Genomic DNA, 25,436 nt, shown 5'->3' with positions numbered 1-25,436 from the left:
TGATTTATACTGATTATTCAGCGTCCTCAGCAGGAGCTTCCTCAGCCTCGTCCTCTTCATTCTCAAGAAGAGCACGCATTGAGATGCTGATTCTCTTTGACTCTTCGTCGATATCAATGATCTTAACATCAACCTCGTCGCCTACTGAAAGAACGTCCTTGACATTCTCTACCTTCTGGTCAGCGATCTGTGAGATGTGGATAAGACCGTCAACGCCGTCGATGATCTGAGCGAATGCACCGAAGCTTGTGATAGAAACGATAGTAGCCTTAACTACATCGCCAACCTGATACTGTGACTTGAAGATCTCCCAAGGATTGTCCTCAGCCTTCTTGAAACCGAGAGAAATTCTGTTAGCTTCCTGATCGAGATCCTTGATGTATACCTCAAGAGTATCGCCAACGTTAACAACTTCGCTTGGGTGCTTGATTCTCTTCCATGAGAGCTCTGAGATATGTACCATACCGTCGATGCCGCCGAGATCAACGAATGCACCGAAGCTTGTGAGTGACTTTACCTTACCTGTGTAAGTCTTGCCAACCTCAGCTGTCTCCCAGAATCTTGCCTTAGCTTCTTCCTTCTTAGCGTTCTGAACAGCCTTGATAGAACCAACGGCTCTCTTTCTGCCGCCCTCAGAAACCTCGATAACGATGAACTCTACCTTCTTCTTGAGAAGCTGATCGAGCTCTGCGCCTCTTGGAAGGCCTGTAAGTGAAGCAGGGATAAATACTCTTACGCCGAGAACTGTGAGAGTAACGCCCTTGTTAACAACGCTCTGAACAACGCCCTCAAGAACTGTGCCTTCCTGCTGAGCCTTAACGATCTTTTCGTAGCCGGCCTGCTCGTCAACCTTTCTCTTAGAGAGAGCAACTGTACCCTCAGCATCGTTTACCTTGATAACAACAAGGTCGATTTCGTCGCCGACGCTGACAATGTCAGAGGGCTTTTTTGAAGGATCATCTGTAAGATCATCAAGAGCAACATAGCCTGTGTGCTTTGTTCCGAGGTCAACGATAACTTCTGTATTATTTACAGCGATAACTGTGCCTTTAACTTTCTCTCCTGTATGTATTTTTTTGAATGACTCATCGATCATCTGAGCGAAGTCGATATCCTCATTCTGATTAGCTGCAAGAATTTCATTTTCTGCCATTTTGGTTTGTACCTCCTTGATTATATAGGCGGGGGTTGATGCGCCTGCAGTGATGCCTATTCTATCGGCATTTGGAAGCTTTAAAGACCGAAGCTCGTCCGAATTCTCTATATGATACGTTTTACAGTAGCGGCTGCAAACCTCGTAAAGCTTGACAGTATTTGAACTGTGTCTGCCGCCTACCACAAGCATGATATCCGAGTTTTTCGCAAGTTCGGCAGCGTCAGTCTGACGTGTGTCCGTTGCGTTGCATATCGTATCATATATAACAATGTCGGGGTCGTCCTTCGGGATCACGTTTAAACACTCACCCCATACTACTATATTATACGTCGTTTGCGCCACAATTGCAAGCTTTTTTTGCAAATTTTTATAATTTTTTTCAAAAAAGGCTTTTAGCTCAAAGTTGTCCTTGAAAACGAGGCAATTTTCGTCACAATGACCAACAATGCCCTGTACCTCAGGGTGATCGCGGTCACCTGCAATGAGGATAAAATAACCTTCTGCGGACTTTTCAGCCACTATTTTATGTATACGCGAAACGAAAGGGCAGGTAGCGTCAAGCATTTTGTTGCCTTTAGCCTCAATCTGACGGTATATATCGCTGCCTACGCCGTGGGAGCGGATAACTACAGTTTCATCGGGAGCGAGCTCGTCAACGGAATTTATTATCCTGGCGCCTTTTGCCTGCATATCGTTGACAACGTCCTGATTATGTATGATAGGTCCCAACGTCGCCACATGGGTATTTTTTTCAAGCTCGCCGTAAACCATTTTCACGGCTCTGTCCACTCCGAAGCAGAAGCCTGCGGACTTTGCAACAGTTACCTTACTCATTGCTGTCGTTCTCCTTTACTTCGATCTGTTCCTCGGGCTCACCCTCGACGAGGAGCTTGATATCTGCCATATAGCGGTTCTTGAGCTTTACAAGCTGACGTGGATTGGGTTCATCGCAAACCTCGCAGTATTCTGTGGGTTCGATAGGAGTTCCGAATTTCAGAGTGATGGGAGTGCGGAATTTCAGCTTTTCACCGTAGCATATACCTGCCGGGACAATAGCCTTTCCCGAACGTGCGGAGATAAGAGCTGCACCTGTGTGTCCGCGTCCCACCTTGCCGTCCTTTGAGCGAGTACCCTCGGGGAATATCATAAGGCTTCTTTTACTGCCAAGTCTTTCAACGGCAGTGTCGATAACTCCGGTATCGCCTTTACCGCGGGCAACAGGGAAAGCTCCGAGGGAACGTATCAGCCACGCGAAGAGCTTGTTTTTGAAGAGCTCCTCCTTAGCCATGAAAGCGAATTTGCCCTTTGACCATGCACCCAGCAGCGGAGGATCGGCGTTGCTTCTGTGGTTGCAGGCGTAGATGACAGTAGTATCATCGGGAATATTCTCCTTGCCCTCAATGCTTATCTTGTACATCATGCGGAAGTATAAACGAACCAGAAACTTGACTATGTAATACATATTGTTTCACCTCTGTACAGGCTTTTTATCAGCCTATCTTATCTTTGATGACCTTAACGATAGCTGCTGCGGACTCTTCTAAGTTAAGCTTTGTTGTGTCAACGAGTACAGCGTCCTCAGCCTGTTTCAGCGGAGCAGTCTCGCGGTGCATATCCTGATAGTCGCGCTTGATGATATCGTCAAGTATCTCCTGATATGTGGGGCAGTTCGGCTTTTCTGCAAGTTCCTTGTAGCGGCGGTTTGCACGCTCCTCGGCAGAAGCTGTCAGGAATATCTTAACGTCAGCATTTGGCAGTACCACTGTACCGATATCGCGTCCGTCCATGAGTACGTTGTTCTCACGGGCTATCTTCTGCTGAGTCTCGAAGAGGTATGCTCTAACAGCAGGGATAGCAGATGTGTGTGAAGCAGCCATTGATATCTCGGGAGTTCTTATCATATCGGATACATCTCTGTCACCGAGGAAAACTCTCTGTGCGCCGTCGATGAATTTAAGTGAAACGTCAGCCTTTTCAAGAGAAGCTTCGATGTCCTCATCGGCAATGTTGTTTTCGGTTATATAAAGCGCGATAGTGCGGTAAAGCGCACCTGTGTCAACATAGATGTAGCCAAGCTCCTTTGACACCATTTTTGCGATAGTACTTTTTCCTGCACCTGCAGGTCCGTCGATAGCGATGTTGATAGTTTTCATAGTTTTACTCCTTTATTTATAAAGCATAAATGCTTTTTTATCTGTTCAGATATGTTTTTCGGAATTTCCGTATGCTGAGTATCAGCATGAGAAGTCCAAATGCTATTATTACTATCCCGCCGGGGACTGTCTTTTTCAGTGTCCAGATACCTGCAATGAATATGCAGACGAAGAAAGCCGCAAAAAACAGTATTGTCAGACCTATTAGGATATAGCGTAAAGGCTTTGGTACTTTTGGGCTCTTGCTTGCTTCGTAAATAATCTCCATTATAAGTACAACGACCAGTCCGAAAATATGCTCCATAACATCACCTGTCCTTCAGAAGCTGATATACCGAGATGACAAAATCGGTGATTATCACAGCTGATATGGTGATACCTGCGCCGATGCATACGGGCTTCGGCAGCTTTTCGCTGAGCTTTCCCGAAATTGGGTGGAGCACATAGAAATACACCACGGCAAGAAGCCCGAATATGGCGCTTGATATAAGGCTTGATCTGTCAAGTATGGAGAAATACCAGTTGTGATAGGTCCAGAACTGCTTATGGAATATGAATTCCAGCAGGTATGCAGAACCAAGCTCAAACAAGGTCGTTACTACAAGGGCGAACAGGAATATGAAAACGGGATTTCGTTTTTTTCTGAGCATAGCCAGAAGAATGAACGCTCCCACTGAATATATTGGTACTATGGGCAGATGAAGTATGCCGCGGTTCTCGAAATAGTGGTTCATCGCCCATGTTATGCCTACCTCGTACAGCCAGCCTACAAAGCCTGCAACTGCAAATTCAAAAACGTATCTGAAGAAATTGCGTGAAATATCTTTTTTCATGTCGTTGTGCCCTCCACTCAGTCAAAAATAGGATAAAAGCTGTAGAGGAGCAATGGCATTGCTGCACAGATACAGAAAGCAGTCAGATAAGCTCTGCCGAGCTTGGGGCTTGATGCTTTGATGAGTGCCATTAAGACAAGCTCTATGATGGCAAGAACGCCGTAATATACGAGTCCGACCGTGAACAGGAGTCCCACAGCGACCTCACCGTAATACAGTATCCTGCGTACAGTTTCCGTATCTTCCGATACTGCCTTATTTGTCAGGTTTGCAGCCAGTATTATCAGTGTTGTGATAAGAGGCGGAAGTGTCAGAACAAGCTGAGCGATACCGCATTTTTTCTCTTTTTTACCGTGATTTGTCATGGATATCACGGCAAGTGTCAGCAGAAGCAGCGGAACAGTATATACAATAATTATTTTTATCATGATACAGCCCAGCCTTTACTTTACTTCAGCGCCAAACGGCATAAGTGCCAGCTTGGCAAGCTTGAACATCTGCAAGCCGAATGGTATACCGATAATAGTGATACAAAGCACCAGACCGATAGCTGCAAATTCTATAGCCATTACAAGTCCGCCGAATATGAGCCACAGCAGATTTACGAGGAAGCTTACAGTGCTGCCGCCGTATTCCACCTGTTTGCCAAAGGGCATGAAGGAAAGACCTGCTATTTTGAAGCACTGCTTGCCTACAGGTATGCCGACTATGGTTATACACCACAGCAGCCCTGTCAGACACCAGCTGAGACCGCTGAAAAAGCCTCCGAAAATGAACCATAAAAGATTGCCAATACATCCCATATATCATTTACCCCTTTTTACATATTTACTGCCGCAGTATAGGCAGTAGAGAAAGCTATCTGTAAATTGAAGCCGCCTGTGTAAGCGTCAACGTCTATGACCTCCCCTGCGAAGTAAAGACCGCTCACCAGTTTTGACTCCATAGTTTTCGGATCAATTTCCTTTACAGATATCCCGCCGCTGGTGATGATAGCCTCATCAATAGGGCGGAACCCCGATATCCTTACAGGAAATGCCTTTATAAGCTCTCCGAATTTATGACGCTGCTCCTTTGTTATGCCGTTTATCTTCTGCTCGGGAGATATTCCCGAAAGCTTTACCATAACGGGTATCAGCTTTGCAGGGAGCAGCTTTCTGATACCGTTCTGGAAGTCGCGGTTGAGATTTTCGGCAAAGTCGCGCTGTATCCTTGCATCGAGCTGCTCGGGAGACAGTGCAGGCTTCAGGTCTATGAGCAGCCTGAAGCGATTCGGCTGCATATCTCTTATATGAGAGCTTGCGCTCAGTACCAGCGGTCCCGATACCCCGAAATGCGTAAACAGCATCTCACCGAGCTCGCTGTATATTTTTTTATCCCTGTCGAAAAGGTTAAGAGTAACATTCCTAAGTGAAAGTCCCATCATCTCCGCGCAGTATTTATCGGGAGAGGTGAGGGGGACAAGGCTCGGTTTCAGCTCGGTCACTGTGTGTCCCAGCTCCTGTGCCAGTGTATATCCGTCACCTGTAGAGCCTGTAGCAGGGTATGACTTTCCTCCGCAGGCTATCAGCACCGCAGCCGAGCGGTATTCCTCGCCGCCTGCCTTTACGCCGCATACTGCGCCGTTCTCCGTGAGTATCTTCGTGACTCGCTTTTGTATGACCTTAACACCGAGCTGTTTCATTTCATGTTCCATAGCGTCCGCGATGTCGTTGGCGTTGTCGCTTACGGGGAACACCCTGTTTCCGCGCTCTGTTTTCAGAGGTACGCCTAACTCCTCGAAGAATCTCATGGTGCACTCGGCATCGAAGCTTGCAAAGGAGCTGTACAGAAACCGCGGATTTACGGGGATATTCTTCATGTGCTCCTCAGAGGAGCTGTTGTTGGTTACATTGCAGCGTCCCTTTCCCGTTATGCGCAGCTTTCTGCCAAGCTTTTCGTTTTTCTCGAAAACCATAACGGACTTTCCGTATCTTGCGGCTGTAACAGCTGCAAAGCAGCCTGCTGCACCGCCGCCGATTATGATAATATCAGTCATTTTTTCCTCTTTTATCAGTTTTGTTCAAAAGCCTTTTAAGCCGTTTTGCTGTTCGGCTCCGTCTTTGCTCTGTGGCAGCCTTATCCACAGTCCACGCCCTGTTATAGGTGAGAACATCGCCCTCGGCAGCATTTTCGGGGAGCAGGCTGCGCTCAACGTTTATCATGCCGTCGTCTGTTTCAAGCACAGCGAGATCTCCTTCAAATCTGTCAATTATTATCATTCCGTGCTCCTTTCGGGAGTGAGGGACAGCTTTTTGCCGTCGGATTCTATGACAATAGTTCCGCATACGTCGGTGCGGTAGATGTGGTCGGTGTACTCTTTCAGCCTTTTTATGGTACTGTCGGCAGGGTGACCGTAGGGATTTTCCATGCCGCAGGATATCACAGCTATGTCAGGTCGGATAACTGCAAGAAGATCTGAGGTCGAGGAGTAAGCACTGCCGTGATGACCTGCCTTGTAAACAGTTACCTTGCCTACCTTTTCGGTTTTCAGCATCTGAGCTTCTTCATCAGCCTCAGCATCGCCTGTCAGCAGGAATGAATTGTTTCCGTGATACAGCATAAAGCTTATGGAGTAATTGTTTATATCCTCCTGAAATGTGTTGTCCGGAGCTATTATCTCTGCCCTTGCATCACCTATATTTATTATCCTTCCCACATTTGCGGCAGTTACAATAGTTTCTCTTTCCTCGCAGGCATCAAGAAACCTTTCGTAAAACATTGTTGTTGGGATCTGTTCCTCGGGCATCAGCGGTATCATCACTTCGCCCACATCGAATGTCTCGATGATGCGGTACATACCGCCCATATGGTCTGAGTGCGGGTGAGTAGCAATAACATAGTCAAGCCGTCCGATGCCGAGTTTTTTCAGATACTTTATGATCTGAGCCGATACCGCATCTTCGCCGCAGTCCACAAGCATAGTAGTACCGTTTGCGGCTATGAAAGTGCAGTCGCCCTGTCCAACGTCAATGAAGTGTACTTCAAGTATATCCTTTGCAGGAAATGTATGTGCAGGCTTGCTCCAGTAGTGTCGGCAGGCAAATATGATAATGCCGACTATGAGCAGAAATCCGATGAATTTTAATGTTTTTTCTTTCCGTGCGGAGCGTTCTTTTTCCCGTTCCTCTGCGAGCTCCCGAAGGTACTGTTTTTGCTGCGCATTGAGCTTGTATTTCTCTCCTGCTGCTTCGACGAAGCTTTCCGTGTCTTTGAAGTATTTTGCCACGACTTGTCACCGCCCTTTCGGGGAGCATTTCCCTGTTTGTGAGAGTCTCCCTCTATGAGGCATTTCGGCGACGAGCCTATAAGGTCGCGCCTGCCTGCGGCTTTGAGAGCTTCGAGGACTATCTCTCTGTTCTGAGGGCGGAAATATTGCAGCAGAGCGCGCTGCATAGCTTTTTCCTTCGGAGTTTTCGGTACGTATACCTTCTCCATTGTATACGGGTCGAGCTCCGTATAGAACATAGCCGTTGAGATAGTACCGGGAGTAGGGTAGAAGTCCTGCACCTGCTCGGGACGTATCTTGTTTTCCTTGAGGAAAACGGCTAAGTCGATAGCTTCGTTGAGAGTGCTTCCGGGGTGTGAGGACATGAGATAGGGAACGAGATACTGCTCCTTTCCCATGCCTTTTGTTATTTCGTAGAAACGCTTCTGGAAGCGTTTGTAGGCTTCGATATGGGGCTTGCCCATTTTGTCAAGGACTACCGCCGAACAGTGTTCGGGAGCGACTTTGAGCTGACCGCTTACGTGGTGCATGATAAGCTCGCGCATGAATTCGTCGTCCTTGTCCTCAATGAGATAATCATAGCGTATACCCGAGCGGATAAACACCTTTTTCACTCCCTTGACCTTTCGTATTTTTCTCAGCATTGAGAGGTATTCCGTGTGGTCGACTTTAAGTGCGGGACATGGTGTTGGTGCAAGACATTTCTTGCCCATGCAAAGTCCTTTGGTTATCTGCTTATCGCAGGACGGACGGCGGAAATCAGCGGTCGGACCGCCAACATCGTGTATATATCCCTTGAAATCGGGCATCTGAGTAATTCTTTCAGCTTCTTTGAGTACCGATTCAACGCTTCTTACGGTTATGCGTCTGCCCTGATGAAGAGCTATCGAGCAGAAATTGCAGTAACCGAAGCAGCCGCGGTTGTGAGTGATAGAGAAGCGAACCTCCTCGATACCGGGGACACCGCCTAAAGCCTCGTAGGACGGGTGTATCGCACGGGTATAGGGGAGAGAATAAATGTGGTCAAGCTCCTCGGTGGTGAGACTGTAGGCAGGGGGAGTCTGTACCAGCATCATTTTGCCGTGACGCTGTATTATGGTCTTTCCGTAGACCTCGTCCTGCCAGTCATACTGTATTTTTACTGCCTTTGCGTATTCGGTCTTGCTGTCGCGCACCTGCTCGAATGAGGGGCACTGTGCTGCACCGATAGGCGTATTGACAGGCTCTGTGAGGTAGCATATTCCGCGGATATCAGTCATATTGCGGATACTTTCGCCTGCGGCAAGACGTGGACATATCTCCTGTATCTGATGTTCGCCCATGCCGTACATGAGTATGTCCGCACCGCTGTCAACGAGCACAGAGGGGCGAACAGCGTCGTCCCAGTAGTCATAGTGGGCAAAACGGCGCAGTGAAGCCTCAAGACCGCCGATAGCTATTGGTATGTCACCGAAGTACTCGCGGAGCTTCTGACAGTAGACGATAACAGCTCTGTCGGGGCGTTTGCCAGCAACGCCGCCTGCGGTGTAAGCGTCATCGGAACGCTTGCGCTTTGCGGCGGTATAGTGAGCCACCATAGAGTCGATATTTCCTGCGGTAACGAGGAAAGCGTACTTAGGCGCACCGAAGCGGCGGAAGTCCTTGTCCGTATGCCAGTCGGGCTGTGAGATGATACCGACAGTATAGCCCATATCCTCGATAAGCCTTGTGACGATAGCCGCTCCGAAGCTTGGGTGGTCAACGTAAGCGTCGCCTGTTATGTATATAAAATCGAACTGTTCTATGCCAAGCTCGTCCATTTCTTTTTTTGTTGTAGGCAGAAAGCCTTCATACATGGTATCACCTCCTGCAAAACATATTTTTGCGGAGCAAAAATATGTTTTGAGCCGTTAGCCGTTAGCTGTTAGCCCATTGTAGGGGCGGATATTATCCGCCCGAAATGTAGGGGACGGCGCAGCTAACAGCTGCACATACCTTCTGTCAGCTTTGCTGACATCTCCCTACACTGTAGGGAGTCACTCGACGTCCCATTAAGGGAACGCCTTCTCTTGCAAGGCGTTCCCTCTTCAAAAACAGTCCACTGGACTGTTTTTGAATTCACCCTTTGCGATGCGCCTTCGTATTATTTCGCTGTTCATTAAAAAATGGGAACAGCGACCAGAGACGCTGTCTCTGGACTCTGCCAAAGGAACACAGTCCCTTTGGAATCCCGTTCATACGCTCGGCAAGTTAAGCTGTTAATTATAATTCAGAAAATCACGCGATGATATTTCCCTAATAATTTATTGCCCCTCGCGGCTATAATTTGTTTATCAGATATATTTCAGCGCGGAGCAAGGGTGCAGCGTCACGCTGCTAAATTTTGATTTATTCGTCCATTCTGCGAAGCCGCCATTCGTCGTACTGCATTTTTGACATGAGCACCTTACGGGGCTTAGCACCTTCGCTTGCACCGATAACTCCGCGTTCTTCAAGCTCGTCCATGATACGTGCAGCCCTTGCGTAGCCAAGCTTCAGCTTTCTTTGCAGCATTGAAGTTGAGAGCTGACCTGCTTCAACAGCTACCTTTATAGCTGATTCAACGATATCCTCATCACTGCCGCCGCCTGACGGAGCGCCGCTGTCAGCTCCGCCTGAGCCGTTCTGAGACTGGGGCGAATATCCCTCAACAGCACCTGTGATAGCGGGATCGTATGAGACATCTACCTGAGACTTTACATAACGGACAGTTTCCGCGATATCTTCATTTGACGAGAAACAGCCCTGTACACGGACAGGCTTTCCTGCACCTATAGGCATATACAGCATATCGCCGTTTCCGAGGAGCTTGTCTGCACCTGCCATATCAATGATAGTACGGGAGTCTACCTGAGACTTTACGGAAAGAGCTATACGGCTGGGGATATTAGCCTTGATAAGACCTGTGATAACATCGGTAGTAGGACGCTGAGTAGCAACTACAAGGTGCATACCTGCGGCACGTCCCATTTGTGCAAGACGGCAGATGAAGTCCTCGACTTCTTTTCCTGCCACCAGCATCATATCAGCAAGCTCGTCGATGAATATAACTACCTGCGGCATAGGTGAGCGGTCGCCGTCCACTTCCGCAAGCTCGTTGTATGAGCGCAGATCGTTTGCACCCGCCTCTGCGAAGATGTTGTATCTGCGCATCATCTCGTTTACAGCCCAGCACAGCGCACCTGCGGCACGTTTGCAGTCTGTTACGATAGGTATGAGAAGATGGGGGATATTCTCGAATATCTTGAATTCAACTATCTTTGGATCGATAAGTATGAGCTTGACCTCATCGGGAGTTGCGTTGTAGAGGATACTCATTATAATAGAACGTGTGCAGACGGATTTACCCGAACCTGTAGTACCTGCAATGATAACGTGAGGCATTTTTGCGATATCACCGAGAATGATATTGCCTGTGATATCCTTGCCCACTGCAAATGTGAGCTTGCTCTTTGACTCTCTGAATTCGGGAGAAGCTATTATCTCGCGGAGAGTTACCATATCCTTTGTGGTGTTAGGTATCTCGATACCTACAGCAGCCTTTCCGGGAACAGGAGCTTCTATACGAACGCCCTGTGCAGCAAGGCTGAGAGCGATATCGTCCTCAAGTCCCTTTATCTTTGACACCTTTATTCCGGGACCCGGCTGTATTTCATAACGGGTGATAGACGGACCTCGGAATATATCCTTTATTTTTACTTCGACACCGAAGCTCGAAAGTGTATTCTTGATGACCTCAGCCTTTTCACGCATTTCCTCAACAGCCTCGGCACGGTTTGATCGTATTTCGGGGCGTGTGAGTATATCTATAGGCGGAAGGAAGTACATTGGCTTTTCTTCCTCGGCTTCGATCTCTTCCTCGATGATCTCTTCCGTTGGAACAGGCTTGCTGTCGGCAGCCTTGCTGATAAGCTGCTCCAGACCTTCGTCTGTAGGTTCGGGTTCGCTTATTTCCTCAACAGGCGGAGCAACATTATGTACAGGAGGAGCAATATCCTCTTCTATCGGCTGTGCAGCCGCAGGAGCTTCTTCCTCGCCGTAGTCGATAAGGTGGTCGGTAGGGAGCGGTATATCGAAAAATCCATCAGGGAGTGCCTCGACATTTTGCTTGTCCTGAGCTTTCTTTTCCGAGGGCTTTCGGCTTGATTTTTTTGTGTTGGTCATGCTGATGGCCTCAAGGTCAGCATCGAAGTCCTTTCGCTCCTTGTCGTCATCAAGGTCATCGTCACCGAAAGCGTCAACGAATTCGCCGCCTACGAACATATTCTGTATACCGTTTATGCATTTTCCTATGAATACGAAGGGAGTAGCCAGAAGCTTCAGAAAATCGGTAAGATTACGCCTTGAAAGGAGCATACCGAACACGAAGAACAGCACCAGAGAGATGAGCCGTGCGCCAAGCTTTCCAAAGAGCTTCAGCAGGGGAGCGGCAAATACCATACTTGCAACGCCGCCGCTTTCGTATTTTATTCCGCCTTTGTATAAAGCCTTTACCTGATTTAAAAAGCGTATTTTTTCGGGCATAGATCCCACAGCGAATATCTGGAAAGCCGCACTTGCCAGAAAAATTATGGCTACACACCAGACAGCTCTGATACCATTGCCTCTGTCTTTGCTGTTATCTGACGGTTCTGCACCGAGCTTTATAGCCGAATAGATCAGGGCTATTGGCACAAGATAAGAAGCTATGCCGAAAAGTCCGCGTAAAAGATGATGCATGGCAAGCCAGCCCTTTGTACCGGGTATGAGTACCATCAGAGCTGCAAGGATACCAAGTGCAAAGAGGATTATAGACCAAAGCTGATTGTTTTCTTTTTGTTTTGCCTTTGCATTGTTATTTTTGGCAGGTTCTCTGCGCGGAGCTTCGGATTTTTTCTGTGTTTTTCCCGAAGCCTTCTTTTTAGTTTGTGTTTGTGCCATGTTAGCCTCCGTTTTGTTCTATTGTATATGTAGCTGTGCCATTATAGCATATTTTCGGCGCAAAAAAGCGCGTATCGGCACAGCTGCGGTCAGTCCGCATATCTTTTTTCTGTATGTTCTATCATATCGTACAGACAGTCCATAGCGTCTCCGAGACTGCCGAGGCTGTCGATAAGTCCCAGCTCTACGGCTTTTTCTCCCTCGATAACGCTTCCCACATCCAGTACAAGCTCCTGAGTGTTCATCAGCAGGGTGCGGAAGTTTTCCTCCGTGATATTGCTGTTCTGAGTTACAAACCTCACTATCCTGTCCTGCATCTTGTCAAAGTATGAGAGAGTCTGCGGAACTCCCAGTACAGTACCGTTCATGCGTACAGGGTGGATAGTCATTGAAGCAGTCGGGACTATAAATGAATGCTTGGCACATACCGCAAGGGGAACGCCTATGGAATGTCCGCCGCCGACCACAAGTGAAACAGTGGGAGTTTTCATGCCCGAGATTAGCTCGGCAATGGCAAGCCCTGCCTCAACATCTCCGCCGACGGTGTTCAGGATAATGAGCAGTCCCTCAACGCTCCTGTCCTGTTCGATAGCCACAAGAGCAGGGATAATGTGCTCGTATTTGGTAGTTTTGTTCTGTTCGGAAAGGACATAGTGCCCTTCTATCTGTCCCACAACTGAAAGGCAGTGTATAAGGTGCTTTGAGTTGCGTGAAACTGTCTGTCCGTTTTCGCGCGCAAGCTCAGCGTCGTCAAGAAGCTCTTCCGAAGGGGACTTGTCCTGTTGTTTTTCGTCTGACATTATATACACCTCCGACAGCTATTTTGCGCAGCTTTCAAGAGCGTATACATTATTATTATATACTTTTGCATTTCAAAAGTCAATACTTGGAATGGTCAGCAGCCGCCGCTGCTGACAGCTTGTACTGAGCGTGCCGCGTCGGGGAGTAGTTCCAACAGCCTTAAAGCACCTCGGATAACCGTTTTGAGCAGTAATAACGTTGCTTCTCCTGACAGCAATAAATGAAAACTCAGCAATAAACAGTAAACAAAATGTACAATAATTATATGCTTAGTTTGTGAGAAATGATAGATGCAATGATTTTTTTATTCGCATTCCATAAAATATTGACTACATAAATCACAAGTGCTATAATATGGCTTGAAATTTCTCGGGAATTGTCCTGAGAAAAATAAAAAGGAGAATATGAGTATGAAAAAGAAGTTATTAGCTATCGCTCTCGTTGCTATGATGGGACTTACTGCCTGCGGAAAGTCAGAGAGCTCGGAAAAGTCTGAAAAGAAAAAGACTGAAACCACTACAGAAGCTGAAACAACTACTGAGGAGGAAACTACCGAAGCAGAGACTACAACTACCGAGGAAGCTACTACAGAGGCTGTAACTACTACAGAAAAGTCTGATGAAAAGGATGAAGATAAGGACAAGGACGAAAAGAAGTCTGATCCCAAGCCTGTTGAGGGCCTCAGCGCGAATTATGCTGATCTCGATAACAGAAGCTTTGCTTATGATGGAAAAGTATTCACGGTTGGCGAAAATACTTTACAGGATCTTATTGATGCAGGAGTTCCTTTCAAGGAGAATGACGCTGCAAACTTTGATAACAACGTAAATAAGAACCACAGCACTGCCTGGTATTCTATAAAGATATCAGATTATTCATCACTTCAGTTCCAGTTCAGCAACTATACAGACTCAAATCTGAAGGAAAAGGAATGTGTACTTTCTTATGCAAGATGGTTCACTATCTACACTCCTCTCAGCACCTTTGAGGAAGACAGAAACAAGGATATAGCCGCAGATCTTGACAAGGCTGCTGAGGTCGTATCTTTCGCATTCCCGATCACTCTCAAGAAGGACGAGCTTCTTGCTAAGTGCCCTGAGCCTACTGAGCAGAAGGAGAATATGAACAGCGTCCTCTATAAGGTGGATTCAACTGTTTACTACGGCAGCAGCGGATACGAGTTTCAGTTTGAAAAGGACAACGATCAGCTCAAGGACGTTTACATCACATGGCTTCCATAATGATAAATATTTGACCGTAAGCAGTACAGCCGCAGGGCTGTACTGCTTTTTTGTGGAAAATGGTATTTTTTACTTGACAAATCGGTGCGGATATTGTATATTTAAAATGTATAGGTGTGGAATTTACCGTGCCTTAAATATTTAATACGAGAGGGGTATTAAAAATGATAATCAAAAAAATAACGGCAGCAGTTTCTGCACTTGCAATGTCAGCAGGTGTACTTGCTTATATGCCCGTCAGCACATTGGGCAGCGTAGCAACAGCAGCAGATTCGGCTTCCAAGTACAACTACGCAGAGGCTCTCCAGAAGTCCATGTTCTTCTATGAGGTACAGCAGTCAGGAAAGCTTCCTGAGTGGAATCAGGTAGCATGGCGCGCAGACTCAATGGTTGATGAGGACGGAAATGAGACAGACGTTGTTCCGGGCGGCTGGTTCGACGCAGGCGACCACTTCAAGTTTACTCTTACCAATGCTTACTCAGCATCTATCATGGCTTGGGGCTATATCAATTATAAGGATGCTGTTGACAAGGCAGGACTTGGCGAGGTATACCGCAACAATATCCAGTGGGGTATGGACTACGTTATGGCTTGTGACAAGGGCGGCGGCGAGATGATCGGTACTATCGGCGACTTCAAGGGCGGCTCTACAGATCATAACATCTGGTGCAGTGCCGAGGTATATCTCCGTAAGCATCATCTCAACAGCGGCGACTGGAAGAGACCTTATGATACTATAAAGAATGCTTCTGTAGCAGGACTTTCAGCAGCTTGTCTCGCTGAGGGCTACATTATATTCAAGGATACACAGCCTGAGAAGGCAGCTCAGTATCTCAAGCACGCAAAGGATCTCTTTGAGGGTGCTGACAAGATCAGAGCAAACAAGGATATCGGCGGCATGACAGGTATGTACAATACCGATTCTTGGCTCGATGACTGTATGTATGCTGCTAACTGGCTGTACATTGCTACAGGCGACAAGAGCTACCTCGACAAGATCGAGAAGGACTATATCCCTAACTTCCCACTTGAGAACCAGTCAACTGAGCGTAAGTTCACATGGGGACTCTGCTGGGACGATACTTCACAGGCAGCTGCTTTCCTCTATGCCCTTAATACAGGCAATAAGGAGTGGACAGAGCACATTTCTCACCACCTTGACTACTGGATAGACGGTTACGGCGGAAAGAAGGTAGACTATACACCTGACGGCCTTGCATGGCTCTTCAACTGGGGAAGCGCCCGTCACGCTACAACAACAGCATGGCTTGCTAAGCTTGCAAGTGATACTTTATTCAAGGACGATGCTGCACTTTCAAAGAAGTACAATGACTGGGCTAAGTCTCAGATGGACTATGTATTCGGCGATAACGGTCTGAAGATGAGTTACGTTCTCGGTATGGGTGACAATCAGCCGACTGCATTCCACCACAGAACAGCTTCAGGTATACACGATGACCACTGGAACGACCTCGGTCAGAAGTCAGGCGGAGATGAGGGCTGGCAGACAGAGTATGCACATACTCTCTACGGTGCTCTCGTTGGCGGACCTGACAAGTCAGGCAGCTATAAGAACAGTGTTGCTCAGTATGAGTATTCAGAAGTTGCTATCGACTACAACGCAGGCTATACAGCTTGTCTCTGCGCAATGGTAGACGATTACGGCGGAAGCATTGATGCTTCGTTCCCGCCTGCTGAGACTCCGAAGTGGGCTGAGTGGGAGGTAGCCGCAGTTATCAACGGCACACCTGCTGCAAGCTATACAGAGATCAAGGCATGGGCTATGAACCACACAGCTTGGCCTGCAAGAGTTGCAAAGGACGTTGAGTACAGATACTTCTTCGATGTATCAGAGGTTATCGAGAACGGTCTTTCTGTTGATGATATCAAGGTAGAAGGAAAGTCACAGCAGTACGAGAGCGGACAGGGTCACGCTACAGTTACAGGTCCTCACAAGTACGAGGGTGATCCTACAGGAAATACATACTATGCAAGCATCAAGTTTGAGGACGGCAGAGCTATACAGCCTACAGGTCAGAGCGAACACAGAGACGAGGTACAGTTCAGAATTTCTATCCCTGATGCAATAGACGGCAAGTCAACAGCAGGCGCTTGGGATACTTCAAATGACTGGTCATATCTTGGCGGACTTGCAAAGGCTACAGACCTCAAGAAGGCTGACTCTCTCAACGAGCATATGCCTATGTATGTAGACGGCGTTATCGCATGGGGCGAAGAGCCTGACGGCACAAAGTTTGTTGCAAAGCCATGCGTAAAGAATGGGAGTAACGAGCCGACCAACGTCACGACCACAACAACAAAGCCTGTTACAACAACTACTACAACTTCAACAACAACTACAACAGTTACAACAACTGTCACCACAACAACAGAAGGAAATGAAACACCTGCTGTTACAAAGTGGGGAGATGCTAACTGTGACGGCGAAGTTGATTTTGCAGACATCGTTCTCATAATGCAGAGCCTTGCAAATCCGAATAAATATGGTGTGGACGGAACTGACAAGTCACATATCACAGAGCAGGGAATAGCCAACGGCGACGTTTATGACAACGGCTCAAAGCTCACAACAAATGACGCGCAGACACTTCAGAAATACCTGCTTCATGTCATTACAGAGCTCCCCGAGAAAAAATAATAATCAATTCACAAAATAGAAATAAGAGGGAAATTATTCCCTCTTATTTTTTTTACCTTTTTGTTTATTGTGTACAGAATTATGAAACTCCCATTAGAGAAATGAACGAATTTCAAGAAAACTATTTACTTTTTTTTTTCGATATAATATAATATGATTGATGAGTCGGATTAGTGCAGAGTCCGACAGGACGTAAAGGCTCATTGCTCGAATTTACGGTATATATACGCGGTGTTTGCACTGACGCTGCGTTATAAACTATATTCTTAAATATTCAGGGAGGGTATTCAAATGCACAAGAAAACTAAAAAAGTTCTTGCCGGCGTTATGGCTATGGCTACAATTGCTCCTGCTGTTGTTTCTACAATAGCACCTTTAACAGCATCAGCTGGCCTGGTAGTTGGCGAAAGCTCTTTCACACACAAGGCTCTGCCTTGGCACACTTGTGAATCATCACCTGCTAAGCAGAACTTTAACCTTGAGGACGGCACATTCCACGTTGTTGTTGAAGAACCGGTAGGTGCAGACAAGGAAAAGTGGGATCTTCAGGTAAGACACAGAAACCTTAACTTCAAGGCTGGCCACGAGTACAAGGTTAGCATGAAGGTAAAGGGCAGCAGAGCTGGTATGGAGCTTTGCTCAAAGATCGGTAATATCGCTGGTACAGAAGAGTATTTCGAGCTCGACGGCGGTTCAAAGGATATGCACATGGGACCTGATATGGGCGGTCAGTGGCCACAGGCTGCTGTAAAGCTCACAACAGACTGGCAGACATTCGAGGGTACATTCAAGCCTACTAAGGATCTTGAAGCTTGTGAGTGGTGCTTCCACTATGCAAAGGGTACTCAGTATCAGGGTAATGCTCAGAAGGGCGACGAGATCTGGTTCGACGATCTTTCTATCGACTGTGTAACTTGTGGTGACAAGGAGCCGGGCGAGGGCTGCTGCAACGCTGATCCTAACGAAGGCTACGGCGCTACAAACCGTGACTACAGTGCTAATACAGATGCTAACCTCAAGAAGGGCGGCAAGACTGTTAACTTCATTTCCGTAAACCAGGTTGGTTACTTCACAAACTACGCTAAGATGGCTACACTCGGCGATAACAAGGGTGATGTTCTCTATGGCGCAACAACAATCAACCTTTCAGGTTCATATACTTGGGAGCTCGTTGACGCTAAGTCAGGTACTGTTGTTGAGACAGGTGAGACAACTACAGCAAAGGCTGATAAGGATTCAGCTGATACAGTTTGTAAGATCGATTTCTCAAAGGCTAAAACTCCAGGCAGATACTATCTCCGCATAAAGGGCGAAGACTGGAGATCTATGGAATTCAATATCGGTGATGACATCTACACAGACAAGTCACACGATATGCTCAAGAATGCTCTTAACTACTTCTATCAGAACCGTTCAGGTCTCGATATCGAAGAGAAGTATATAACATCAGGCGATAAGTCTACTCTTGCTCATGAGGGTGGTCATAAGACTGATACAGCTTATGTTCAGACTGAGTGGCACAACGAGTATTTATCAAACTCAGAAGCTACAAGCACATACGCTTCTTCAAAGATCACAGCTAACAAGGGCTGGTACGATGCCGGTGACCACGGTAAGTACGTTGTTAACGGCGGTATCTCTGTATGGACTCTCCTTAATATGTATGAGAGAGCTACATACAACAGCAATACAAAGGATAAGTTCGCTGACGGTTCAGGCACAGTAAATATCCCAGAGAGCGGCGACTCAAAGAAGATCCCTGATATCATCGACGAGTGTCTCTATGAGCTCGAGTTCATGACAGCTATGAAGGTTGACGCTTCTGAGCCTACATGGGGCAAGAAGTGCGCAGGCATGGTTTACCACAAGCTCCACGACCATAAGTGGACAGGACTTGCTACAAGACCTTGGGACTATTCAGGAAAGACACTTTCCGACGGTTCAAAGGGTTGGGAAACTGAGCGTATCGTTAAGCCACCAACGCTTGCTGCTACACTGAACTACTCAGCATGTTCAGCTCAGATGGCAAGACTTATCAAGCCATACGATGCTTCTAAGGCTGAGTTCTATCTCCAGGAAGCTAAGGACGCTTATGAGGCAGCTGACAAGAACTGGTACGAGGCAACTTCAACAGAAGAGTCAAACAAGACTTCACTCTATGCTCCGTTCAATCAGGCTAAGGGCGGTGGTCCTTACGGTGATAACGAAGTAAGAGACGATATGTACTGGGCAGCTTGTGAGATCTTTACATCTTGTAAGGCTCTCGATGATGCTGACGCTGATACATACCTTACAAAGCTTTCTAAGTATGAGAACGCATTCAAGATTCCTGAGAGAATCACAGGCGGTGAAAACCAGACAGGTACATTCTCAGTTCTTAACTGGGGTAATACAGCTTCTGCTGGTTCAATCTCACTTCTCCTTAACAATAAGTACCTCACAGATGAGCAGAAGGATACACTTATCACTTCACTCAAGAAGACTGCTGATGCATACATCGAAGAGGAAGAGACACAGGGCTACGGTATCCCATACAAGTATGACGGACCCGGATACACTGATGAAAACAACCTCTCCAAGGATATCATCATCAAGGGTTATGAGTGGGGTTCAAACTCAATGGTTATCAACAACCTCATGGCTATGTCATACGCTTATGATGTTACAGGCGATGCGAAGTACATGAACGGTGTTCTTACAGGTATGAACTATCTCCTTGGCTGTAACCCGCTTTCATTCTCATATGTAACAGGTTACGGTACATACAAGGAAAAGAATCCTCACCACAGATATTGGTCTTACGAGCTTGATAAGACTCTGCCTATGGCTCCTGACGGAGTTCTCTCAGGCGGTCCTAACGCAGGTCTCCAGGATCCATATGTACGTGCTCTCGGATTCGTTCCCGGTGCTGAGGATAACCCGTCACAGAGATGCTTCGTTGACTCAATCGAAGCTTGGTCAACAAACGAGGTTACAATCAACTGGAATGCTCCTCTTGCATGGATCGTTGAGTTCCTCCAGGATAAGGACGAGGAATACAGCTATCTTAAAGATAAGCCGCCAGTATCGACAACTACAACAGCTACAACTACAAAGCCTGTTGTTACAACAACAACTGTTTCAGGCGTTACACCTTCAGTTACTGTATGGGGCGACGCAAACTGCGACGGTGATGTAGATATGTCTGATATCGTTCTTATCATGCAGAGCCTTGCTAACCCGAACAAGTACGGTGAGGGCGGTACAGATAAGTCTGCTATCACAGCACAGGGTAAGGCAAACGCTGACGTTGATACATCAAGCAAGGGCATCACAACTCAGGACGCAGTTCGTATCCAGAACTACCTCCTCAACAAGATCTCTTCACTTGATCCAACTAAGTAATAACAGGATATAATTCCTATTAGTAAACCGAGCGGTGTATCCGCTCGGTTTATTTTTGTATATATGCCTATTGAAAATATGACAGAAAAGTGATATAATGATATATAAAGAAAGAGAACAAAAATTGCATCAAAATTATATAATCTGATTTGCGGTAATACTTTTATTGTATTCCAATATTTTCAGACAGGGGTGAATTTTTTGGCGAACATTCTTGATTACCTCGACTGGCGGGGAGATGTTCCGTTTTCAGCTGATCCGTTCAATGAGATAGACGGACTGATCTTATCACAGTTTTGTTATGTTCCTCTGGAGGACGTAGTTCCCGAAAGTTTTTCTGAAAGTATCTCTATTCCCGAGGCATATAAAATATATGATCCGGAAAAGGTCGATAAAAAGAGGCGTATCATAACATTTGAGCAGGATAATATGCTGTTCAGAAAGCTTGCGGAGTCAAGGCGCTACCGAGGCACATTGCTGAGCGGATATGTGTGTATGGTCGAGCATTCTGAGGATATGCAATTTTCTGCACTTACCTATAGTCTTCCCGACGGAAGCGGATTTGTAGCATTTCGCGGGACTGACGGCACAGTTGTGGGGTGGAAAGAGGATTTTAATCTCAGCTTTATGCAGCAGACCGCAGGTCAGCAGCAGGCAGTCTGTTATGTTGACAAAGCTTTTTCGGGCACAGATATACCCATTCGTCTCGGCGGTCATTCAAAGGGCGGCAATTTTGCGATATATAGTTCTATGTTCTGTGACGAAAACATTCGCGGACGAATAAAGGAGATATATGCTTATGACGCTCCCGGATTCAGGGACGAGATAATTGATTCAGATACATATAAAAAAATGCTTCCGTATATCAGAAGCTACATACCTCAGGTCTCGATAGTAGGAATGCTTCTTGGGAGCAGCTGCGAGCCGAAAATAGTAAAGAATACGGCTATAGGACTCAGTCAGCATTTTTCCTACAGCTGGGAGCTTCGCCGGAACCGCTTTATGCTTGCGGATAAGCTGAAAAAGTCGGGTGATGTAATAAATAAGGCTATATCGGGACTTCTTGAGGAGTTCAGCGACATAGAGCGTCAGATATTTACCGACTCATTGTTTGAGGTGCTGAATTCCACAGATAAGGATACTTTGAAGGAGATAAACAAGCTCCGTCTTTACCCGGCGCTCATAAAGGCATATTCCAAGCTCCGCCCTGAACAGCAGGCGATAATGAAGGGAGCTATCAAAAAGATAGCAAAGGACGGAACAGGCGCTATATTCAAACCTCAGCAGACATAACACAATAACAAAAAGGCTTCACAGAAATGTGAAGCCTTTAATATTAGCTATTATTTATCAAACACCGTACTTAGCTGTAGCAACAGGAACACCGGGACCCATTGTTGAAGTAACTGTGCAGCTCTTGAGGTAAGTACCCTTAGCAGCAGCAGGCTTTGCCTTAACAACAGCTTCCATAAGTGTGTTGAAGTTTTCTTCGAGCTTAGCAGCACCGAATGAAGCCTTACCGATAGGACAGTGAATGATGTTTGTCTTATCGAGACGATACTCGATCTTACCAGCCTTTGCCTCTGTAACAGCCTTTGCAACATCAGGAGTTACAGTACCAGCCTTTGGATTTGGCATAAGGCCACGAGGTCCGAGAACCTTACCAAGACGACCAACGAGACCCATCATGTCAGGTGAAGCGATAACAACGTCGAAGTCCATCCAGTTTTCCTTCATGATCTTGTCTACGAGATCCTGACCGCCAACGAACTCTGCGCCAGCACCCTGAGCAGCCTCATACTTGTCTTCCTTGCAGAATACGCATACACGAACAGTCTTACCTGTACCGTTAGGGAGAACAACAGCGCCTCTAACCTGCTGGTCAGCGTGTCTTGAGTCAACACCAAGACGAATGTGTGCCTCTATAGTTTCATCAAACTTAGCCTTTGCGTTCTTGCAAACTAAGTCAAGAGCCTCTGCGGACTCATACTGCTTTGCATAATCAACAGCCTTTGCGCTGTCAACATATTTCTTGCCGTGTTTCATTATATTTCCTCCTATTTAAGTGGTAATACCGAGAAGCTTATAGCTTACCCGATTAGCGGAATTTTCCTCCCACCAATAGAACTCTGAACGGGAATAACTCCCACTTCATCATTCAAAAAATTGATTAGTCAACAACTACAACGCCCATTGAACGAGCTGTACCAGCGATCATGCTCATAGCTGCTTCGAGTGAACCTGCGTTGAGGTCAGGCATCTTTGTCTCAGCAATCTTCTGAACCTGTTCCTTAGTGATGTTAGCGACCTTAGTCTTGTTAGGTACTCCTGAACCGCTGTTGATATTGCAAGCCTTCTTGATGAGAACAGCTGCGGGTGGAGTCTTAGTGATGAACGAGAATGAACGGTCTGCGTAAACAGTAATAACAACAGGGATTATCATACCGATGTCGTTCTTTGTTCTCTCGTTGAATTCCTTTGTGAATGCCATGATATTAACACCGTGCTGACCGAGTGCCGGACCAACAGGTGGTGCAGGAGTAGCCTTTCCTGCTGCGATCTGAAGCTTAATGTAGCCAACTACTTTCTGTGCCATGTATTCGCACCTCCATAAATGTGGTAAATGGCGAGGCAAGAATTATTTTACCTCTCCCACTGAACCCATACTGCGGGTTCTTTTTGACCTGAATTAATCCTCCACCAATACGACCTGGCTTATAGGCAGGGTAGTGGGGGTCTCACGACCGAACATTGAGACAAGAAGGTCTACAGAACGGTCTTCAAGATTGATATTCTGAACGACACCGATAAATCCGTCCATAGCAGTACCTGAGATACGTACACTATCGCCGACCTTGAAGTTAACGGTAACAGAAGCGACCTCAAGACCAAAGAGCTTTTCGACTTCCTCTTCTGAAAGGGGAGTAGGCTCTGAAGCAGGACCTACGAAGCCTGTACAGCCTCTGGTGTTACGTACAACATACCATGAATCGTCGTTCATTATCATCTTAACGAGAACGTAACCGGGGTAGGTTTTGCGTTCTACTTCTTTGGTTTTTCCATCTGTGATCTCAGTTGCTCTTTCAGTAGGAACTCTGACCTCTTGGATAAGTTCATGAAGCTTACGGTTTTCTACAACCTTTTCAATATTCTGAGCTACCTTATTTTCATAGCCTGAATATGTGTGGATAACATACCACTTTGCTGCTTCTGACATAATTCTCCTCCTGATCTCCTCTGAATTAGTGAGCGTTATAGATCAGACGCATTAAAGCGTAAAAGAGCTGATCAATAGCTCCTACGAAAATTGCTGATCCAACGATAACACTCAGAACGACTGAAGTGTTATTGATAACAGTTTTCTTGGATGGCCAAACCACTTTTTTGAATTCTACTTTGAGGTCCTTGAACCATTTGCGGATCTTTCCGCCTTCTTTTTTCTCGGACTTCTTTTCCGAAGTTGTATTCTTAGCCATAAAAATACCCCTTCCGATTACTTTGTTTCCTTGTGAAGAGTATGCTTTCTGCAGAACTTGCAATGCTTCATCATTTCAATTCTGTCAGGGTCGTTCTTCTTGTTTTTCTTGGAAACATAGTTGCGCTGCTTGCACTCTGTACAAGCTAAAGTAACCTTTACTCTCATATCGGCACCTCCTGAATTAGTACTTCCTTTGTTACCAAAGGTAGGTTGTTTGCCTCCCTCGCACGGGGACAAAAAAATAAACCCCCAACGAGGTACTACTATTATAACACATATAAACGCCAATGTCAAGCTTTTTTAGAAAGTTTTTGATTTATATTGCTTAGTGGTAATTGCATAGTGATTAGTGGTTAGAGTTGTAGGGACGACCATCGGTCGTCCGCGCCTTATGCAATAAATATCATGAGTGCACTGTAGGGGCGAGTTACGCTCGCCCGTGTATACCTAAAGATGCAAACAACATGAACGCACTGTATGGCGGCGTTACCTTATTAATGTATGTGTCACGCGATGATACATATTTTTCGTGTATTTTATCTCGCGGCTTAAATTATGTCCGGTTTAAATACTGTGCGCGGAGAAAGGGTGCAGCGTCACGCTGCCCGTGTCGAGAGGCGACTGCCCTTTTGATGATATCCACCCGAGTAAGGGAGCGCAGGCTCTGCGCCGTCACGCTGTCGCTGCATGCTATTGACTTTTGACACCTAAAAGCATATAATATAATAGTATAAAATAAGCAGCAGGGGAGATGATGGCTATTTCGGACAATATTATCATATCAGTCATAGTGCCTGCACATAACGAAGAAAAGTATGTTGTGCGCTGCATAAATTCGGTAAAACAAGCAGCTTCACGTGTAAAATGCGGAGTTGAGACAATTATCGTCTGCAACAGGTGTACAGACAGTACAGCCGATCTTGCACTTGCAAACGGAGCACGTGTTGTTACAGATGAGAGCAGGTGCATAGCCACAGTCCGAAATGCGGGCATCAATGCTGCACGGGGAAAGGTAATAGTTACCATTGACTGCGACAACCGTATGACAGAGGATACCCTGCGCGAGATACTTGGTATGCTCAACAGCGGAAAGTACATAGGCGGCGGAGCACCTCTGCGCTTTGAGAGGTATTCGGCAGCACTTTGGATAAACGATATTATCTGTCGGCTTGGATTTAAGCTTACGGGACTTTACTGTGGTATATTCTGGGCGAGAAAGTCCGATTTTGATGCTATAGGCAGCTTTGTTGAGAAAAAAGCTGGTGAGGACATCGCCACAGCCAAGGCACTGAAAGCCTATGGCAGAAAGAAAGGTAAGAAGTATGGCTGTCTGAGGAAAAATCATCTTATCAATTCCACGCGGAAGTACGATGATATGGGGGACTGGCTTTACTTCAGGCTCATATTCAAAAATGCAGGGGCACTGATAAAAGCTGCATTAGGTGACCGCAGCGGCTACGATAAGCTTATGGACGAAATGTTCTACGATTACAATAAATAATTTTTCTGTTCAGCCCTCAGCGA

Annotated in this window: 23 protein-coding genes; 5 read left to right on the top strand and 18 right to left on the bottom strand. The window is 46.4% G+C overall.

All coding sequences use genetic code 11. The features are described 5' to 3' along the window. Positions 1-13: 13 nt before the first annotated feature. The 13 genes from L870_RS0103955 to L870_RS0103895 form a co-directional block, all read right to left on the bottom strand. Complete coding sequence (locus L870_RS0103955; protein ID WP_028517024.1) at positions 14-1,990, bottom strand: bifunctional 4-hydroxy-3-methylbut-2-enyl diphosphate reductase/30S ribosomal protein S1; 1,977 nt, start codon at positions 1,988-1,990, stop codon at positions 14-16. After that, complete coding sequence (locus tag L870_RS16585) at positions 1,983-2,618, bottom strand: lysophospholipid acyltransferase family protein (RefSeq protein WP_037271116.1); 636 nt, start codon at positions 2,616-2,618, stop codon at positions 1,983-1,985. The genes L870_RS0103955 and L870_RS16585 overlap by 8 nt, the downstream gene beginning before the upstream one ends. A gap of 28 nt (positions 2,619-2,646) precedes the next feature. Beyond that, a complete protein-coding gene (gene cmk / locus L870_RS0103945) occupies positions 2,647-3,309 on the bottom strand; it encodes a (d)CMP kinase (protein ID WP_028517023.1) in 663 nt (220 codons plus the stop codon). A 37-nt stretch (positions 3,310-3,346) separates the two neighbouring features. After that, entirely contained in the window at positions 3,347-3,613 is a 267-nt protein-coding gene (locus L870_RS0103940; protein WP_028517022.1) for a hypothetical protein, read from the bottom strand. Positions 3,614-3,617: 4 nt separating this feature from the next. Then, positions 3,618-4,142 (bottom strand): putative ABC transporter permease, encoded by a 525-nt coding sequence (locus L870_RS0103935; protein ID WP_028517021.1) that lies wholly within the window; start codon positions 4,140-4,142, stop codon positions 3,618-3,620. 17 nt (positions 4,143-4,159) lie between these two features. Beyond that, a complete protein-coding gene (locus L870_RS0103930) occupies positions 4,160-4,570 on the bottom strand; it encodes a hypothetical protein (protein ID WP_028517020.1) in 411 nt (136 codons plus the stop codon). Between the two features lie 15 nt (positions 4,571-4,585). Then, the gene (locus L870_RS0103925; protein WP_028517019.1) at positions 4,586-4,945 is read right to left on the bottom strand and encodes a YccF domain-containing protein; all 360 of its coding nucleotides are present in this window, start codon (positions 4,943-4,945) and stop codon (positions 4,586-4,588) included. Between the two features lie 17 nt (positions 4,946-4,962). After that, positions 4,963-6,180: a BaiN/RdsA family NAD(P)/FAD-dependent oxidoreductase gene (locus L870_RS0103920; RefSeq protein ID WP_028517018.1), complete on the bottom strand. Its 1,218-nt coding sequence runs from the start codon at positions 6,178-6,180 to the stop codon at positions 4,963-4,965. Then, on the bottom strand, positions 6,173-6,403 hold the full coding sequence (locus L870_RS16580; RefSeq protein WP_037271112.1) for a DUF3006 domain-containing protein: 231 nt from the start codon (positions 6,401-6,403) through the stop codon (positions 6,173-6,175). The genes L870_RS0103920 and L870_RS16580 overlap by 8 nt, the downstream gene beginning before the upstream one ends. Then, positions 6,400-7,155: a ComEC/Rec2 family competence protein gene (locus L870_RS19865; protein ID WP_278244601.1), complete on the bottom strand. Its 756-nt coding sequence runs from the start codon at positions 7,153-7,155 to the stop codon at positions 6,400-6,402. Before L870_RS19865 ends, L870_RS16580 begins: the two co-directional genes overlap by 4 nt. A gap of 110 nt (positions 7,156-7,265) precedes the next feature. After that, a complete protein-coding gene (locus L870_RS16575) occupies positions 7,266-9,245 on the bottom strand; it encodes a YgiQ family radical SAM protein (protein WP_037271110.1) in 1,980 nt (659 codons plus the stop codon). Positions 9,246-9,777: 532 nt separating this feature from the next. After that, a complete protein-coding gene (locus L870_RS0103900) occupies positions 9,778-12,348 on the bottom strand; it encodes an FtsK/SpoIIIE family DNA translocase (RefSeq protein WP_028517016.1) in 2,571 nt (856 codons plus the stop codon). Between the two features lie 89 nt (positions 12,349-12,437). Further along, positions 12,438-13,148 (bottom strand): ClpP family protease, encoded by a 711-nt coding sequence (locus L870_RS0103895; protein WP_028517015.1) that lies wholly within the window; start codon positions 13,146-13,148, stop codon positions 12,438-12,440. A 411-nt stretch (positions 13,149-13,559) separates the two neighbouring features. On the opposite strand from L870_RS0103895, the gene L870_RS0103890 reads away from it, so the two are divergent. The 4 genes from L870_RS0103890 (at position 13,560) to L870_RS16570 (ending at position 21,727) form a co-directional block, all read left to right on the top strand. Further along, positions 13,560-14,390, top strand: coding sequence for a hypothetical protein (locus L870_RS0103890; RefSeq protein WP_051411406.1), 831 nt, complete (start codon positions 13,560-13,562; stop codon positions 14,388-14,390). A gap of 164 nt (positions 14,391-14,554) precedes the next feature. Next, the gene (locus tag L870_RS0103885) at positions 14,555-17,050 is read left to right on the top strand and encodes a glycoside hydrolase family 9 protein (protein ID WP_028517013.1); all 2,496 of its coding nucleotides are present in this window, start codon (positions 14,555-14,557) and stop codon (positions 17,048-17,050) included. A gap of 291 nt (positions 17,051-17,341) precedes the next feature. After that, positions 17,342-20,434 (top strand): glycoside hydrolase family 9 protein, encoded by a 3,093-nt coding sequence (locus tag L870_RS0103880; RefSeq protein WP_028517012.1) that lies wholly within the window; start codon positions 17,342-17,344, stop codon positions 20,432-20,434. Between the two features lie 201 nt (positions 20,435-20,635). Then, positions 20,636-21,727 carry an Mbeg1-like protein gene (locus L870_RS16570; RefSeq protein ID WP_051411405.1) on the top strand — a complete coding sequence of 364 codons (1,092 nt, stop codon included), beginning with the start codon at positions 20,636-20,638 and terminating at the stop codon, positions 21,725-21,727. Between the two features lie 57 nt (positions 21,728-21,784). Here L870_RS16570 and rplA read toward each other — a convergent pair whose 3' ends face one another. The 5 genes from rplA to rpmG all read right to left on the bottom strand — a co-directional run bounded on the left by rplA (position 21,785) and on the right by rpmG (position 24,077). Further along, positions 21,785-22,480 carry a 50S ribosomal protein L1 gene (gene rplA / locus L870_RS0103870; protein WP_028517011.1) on the bottom strand — a complete coding sequence of 232 codons (696 nt, stop codon included), beginning with the start codon at positions 22,478-22,480 and terminating at the stop codon, positions 21,785-21,787. A 124-nt stretch (positions 22,481-22,604) separates the two neighbouring features. Next, a complete protein-coding gene (gene rplK, locus L870_RS0103865) occupies positions 22,605-23,030 on the bottom strand; it encodes a 50S ribosomal protein L11 (RefSeq protein ID WP_019680811.1) in 426 nt (141 codons plus the stop codon). 93 nt (positions 23,031-23,123) lie between these two features. Further along, complete coding sequence (gene nusG / locus L870_RS0103860) at positions 23,124-23,651, bottom strand: transcription termination/antitermination protein NusG (RefSeq protein WP_028517010.1); 528 nt, start codon at positions 23,649-23,651, stop codon at positions 23,124-23,126. A 25-nt stretch (positions 23,652-23,676) separates the two neighbouring features. Then, positions 23,677-23,910: a preprotein translocase subunit SecE gene (gene secE / locus L870_RS0103855; protein ID WP_051411403.1), complete on the bottom strand. Its 234-nt coding sequence runs from the start codon at positions 23,908-23,910 to the stop codon at positions 23,677-23,679. A 17-nt stretch (positions 23,911-23,927) separates the two neighbouring features. After that, entirely contained in the window at positions 23,928-24,077 is a 150-nt protein-coding gene (gene rpmG / locus L870_RS0103850; RefSeq protein WP_009984160.1) for a 50S ribosomal protein L33, read from the bottom strand. Positions 24,078-24,666: 589 nt separating this feature from the next. Here rpmG and L870_RS0103845 point away from each other — a divergent pair. Then, on the top strand, positions 24,667-25,413 hold the full coding sequence (locus tag L870_RS0103845) for a glycosyltransferase family 2 protein (RefSeq protein WP_051411401.1): 747 nt from the start codon (positions 24,667-24,669) through the stop codon (positions 25,411-25,413). Positions 25,414-25,436: the final 23 nt, after the last annotated feature.

It is taken from the genome of Ruminococcus flavefaciens ATCC 19208 (assembly GCF_000518765.1).
Classification (GTDB): domain Bacteria; phylum Bacillota; class Clostridia; order Oscillospirales; family Ruminococcaceae; genus Ruminococcus; species Ruminococcus flavefaciens.
Note: the sequence above shows the minus strand (reverse complement) of the source record. Positions and strands in the feature narration are given on the sequence as shown.

What these genes read in the sequence shown, in the direction of transcription:
- secE (WP_051411403.1), bottom strand. Translation starts at nt 23,910, where the DNA reads ATGGCTAAGAATACAACTTCGGAAAAGAAGTCCGAGAAAAAAGAAGGC.
- L870_RS16575 (WP_037271110.1), bottom strand. Translation starts at nt 9,245, where the DNA reads ATGTATGAAGGCTTTCTGCCTACAACAAAAAAAGAAATGGACGAGCTT.
- L870_RS0103895 (WP_028517015.1), bottom strand. Translation starts at nt 13,148, where the DNA reads ATGTCAGACGAAAAACAACAGGACAAGTCCCCTTCGGAAGAGCTTCTT.
- rplA (WP_028517011.1), bottom strand. Translation starts at nt 22,480, where the DNA reads ATGAAACACGGCAAGAAATATGTTGACAGCGCAAAGGCTGTTGATTAT.
- L870_RS0103920 (WP_028517018.1), bottom strand. Translation starts at nt 6,180, where the DNA reads ATGACTGATATTATCATAATCGGCGGCGGTGCAGCAGGCTGCTTTGCA.
- L870_RS0103930 (WP_028517020.1), bottom strand. Translation starts at nt 4,570, where the DNA reads ATGATAAAAATAATTATTGTATATACTGTTCCGCTGCTTCTGCTGACA.
- L870_RS0103935 (WP_028517021.1), bottom strand. Translation starts at nt 4,142, where the DNA reads ATGAAAAAAGATATTTCACGCAATTTCTTCAGATACGTTTTTGAATTT.
- rpmG (WP_009984160.1), bottom strand. Translation starts at nt 24,077, where the DNA reads ATGAGAGTAAAGGTTACTTTAGCTTGTACAGAGTGCAAGCAGCGCAAC.
- cmk (WP_028517023.1), bottom strand. Translation starts at nt 3,309, where the DNA reads ATGAAAACTATCAACATCGCTATCGACGGACCTGCAGGTGCAGGAAAA.
- L870_RS0103925 (WP_028517019.1), bottom strand. Translation starts at nt 4,945, where the DNA reads ATGGGATGTATTGGCAATCTTTTATGGTTCATTTTCGGAGGCTTTTTC.
- L870_RS0103885 (WP_028517013.1), top strand. Translation starts at nt 14,555, where the DNA reads ATGATAATCAAAAAAATAACGGCAGCAGTTTCTGCACTTGCAATGTCA.
- rplK (WP_019680811.1), bottom strand. Translation starts at nt 23,030, where the DNA reads ATGGCACAGAAAGTAGTTGGCTACATTAAGCTTCAGATCGCAGCAGGA.
- L870_RS16580 (WP_037271112.1), bottom strand. Translation starts at nt 6,403, where the DNA reads ATGATAATAATTGACAGATTTGAAGGAGATCTCGCTGTGCTTGAAACA.
- L870_RS16585 (WP_037271116.1), bottom strand. Translation starts at nt 2,618, where the DNA reads ATGTATTACATAGTCAAGTTTCTGGTTCGTTTATACTTCCGCATGATG.
- L870_RS0103890 (WP_051411406.1), top strand. Translation starts at nt 13,560, where the DNA reads ATGAAAAAGAAGTTATTAGCTATCGCTCTCGTTGCTATGATGGGACTT.
- L870_RS0103845 (WP_051411401.1), top strand. Translation starts at nt 24,667, where the DNA reads ATGGCTATTTCGGACAATATTATCATATCAGTCATAGTGCCTGCACAT.
- L870_RS0103900 (WP_028517016.1), bottom strand. Translation starts at nt 12,348, where the DNA reads ATGGCACAAACACAAACTAAAAAGAAGGCTTCGGGAAAAACACAGAAA.
- L870_RS0103955 (WP_028517024.1), bottom strand. Translation starts at nt 1,990, where the DNA reads ATGAGTAAGGTAACTGTTGCAAAGTCCGCAGGCTTCTGCTTCGGAGTG.
- L870_RS0103940 (WP_028517022.1), bottom strand. Translation starts at nt 3,613, where the DNA reads ATGGAGCATATTTTCGGACTGGTCGTTGTACTTATAATGGAGATTATT.
- L870_RS0103880 (WP_028517012.1), top strand. Translation starts at nt 17,342, where the DNA reads ATGCACAAGAAAACTAAAAAAGTTCTTGCCGGCGTTATGGCTATGGCT.
- nusG (WP_028517010.1), bottom strand. Translation starts at nt 23,651, where the DNA reads ATGTCAGAAGCAGCAAAGTGGTATGTTATCCACACATATTCAGGCTAT.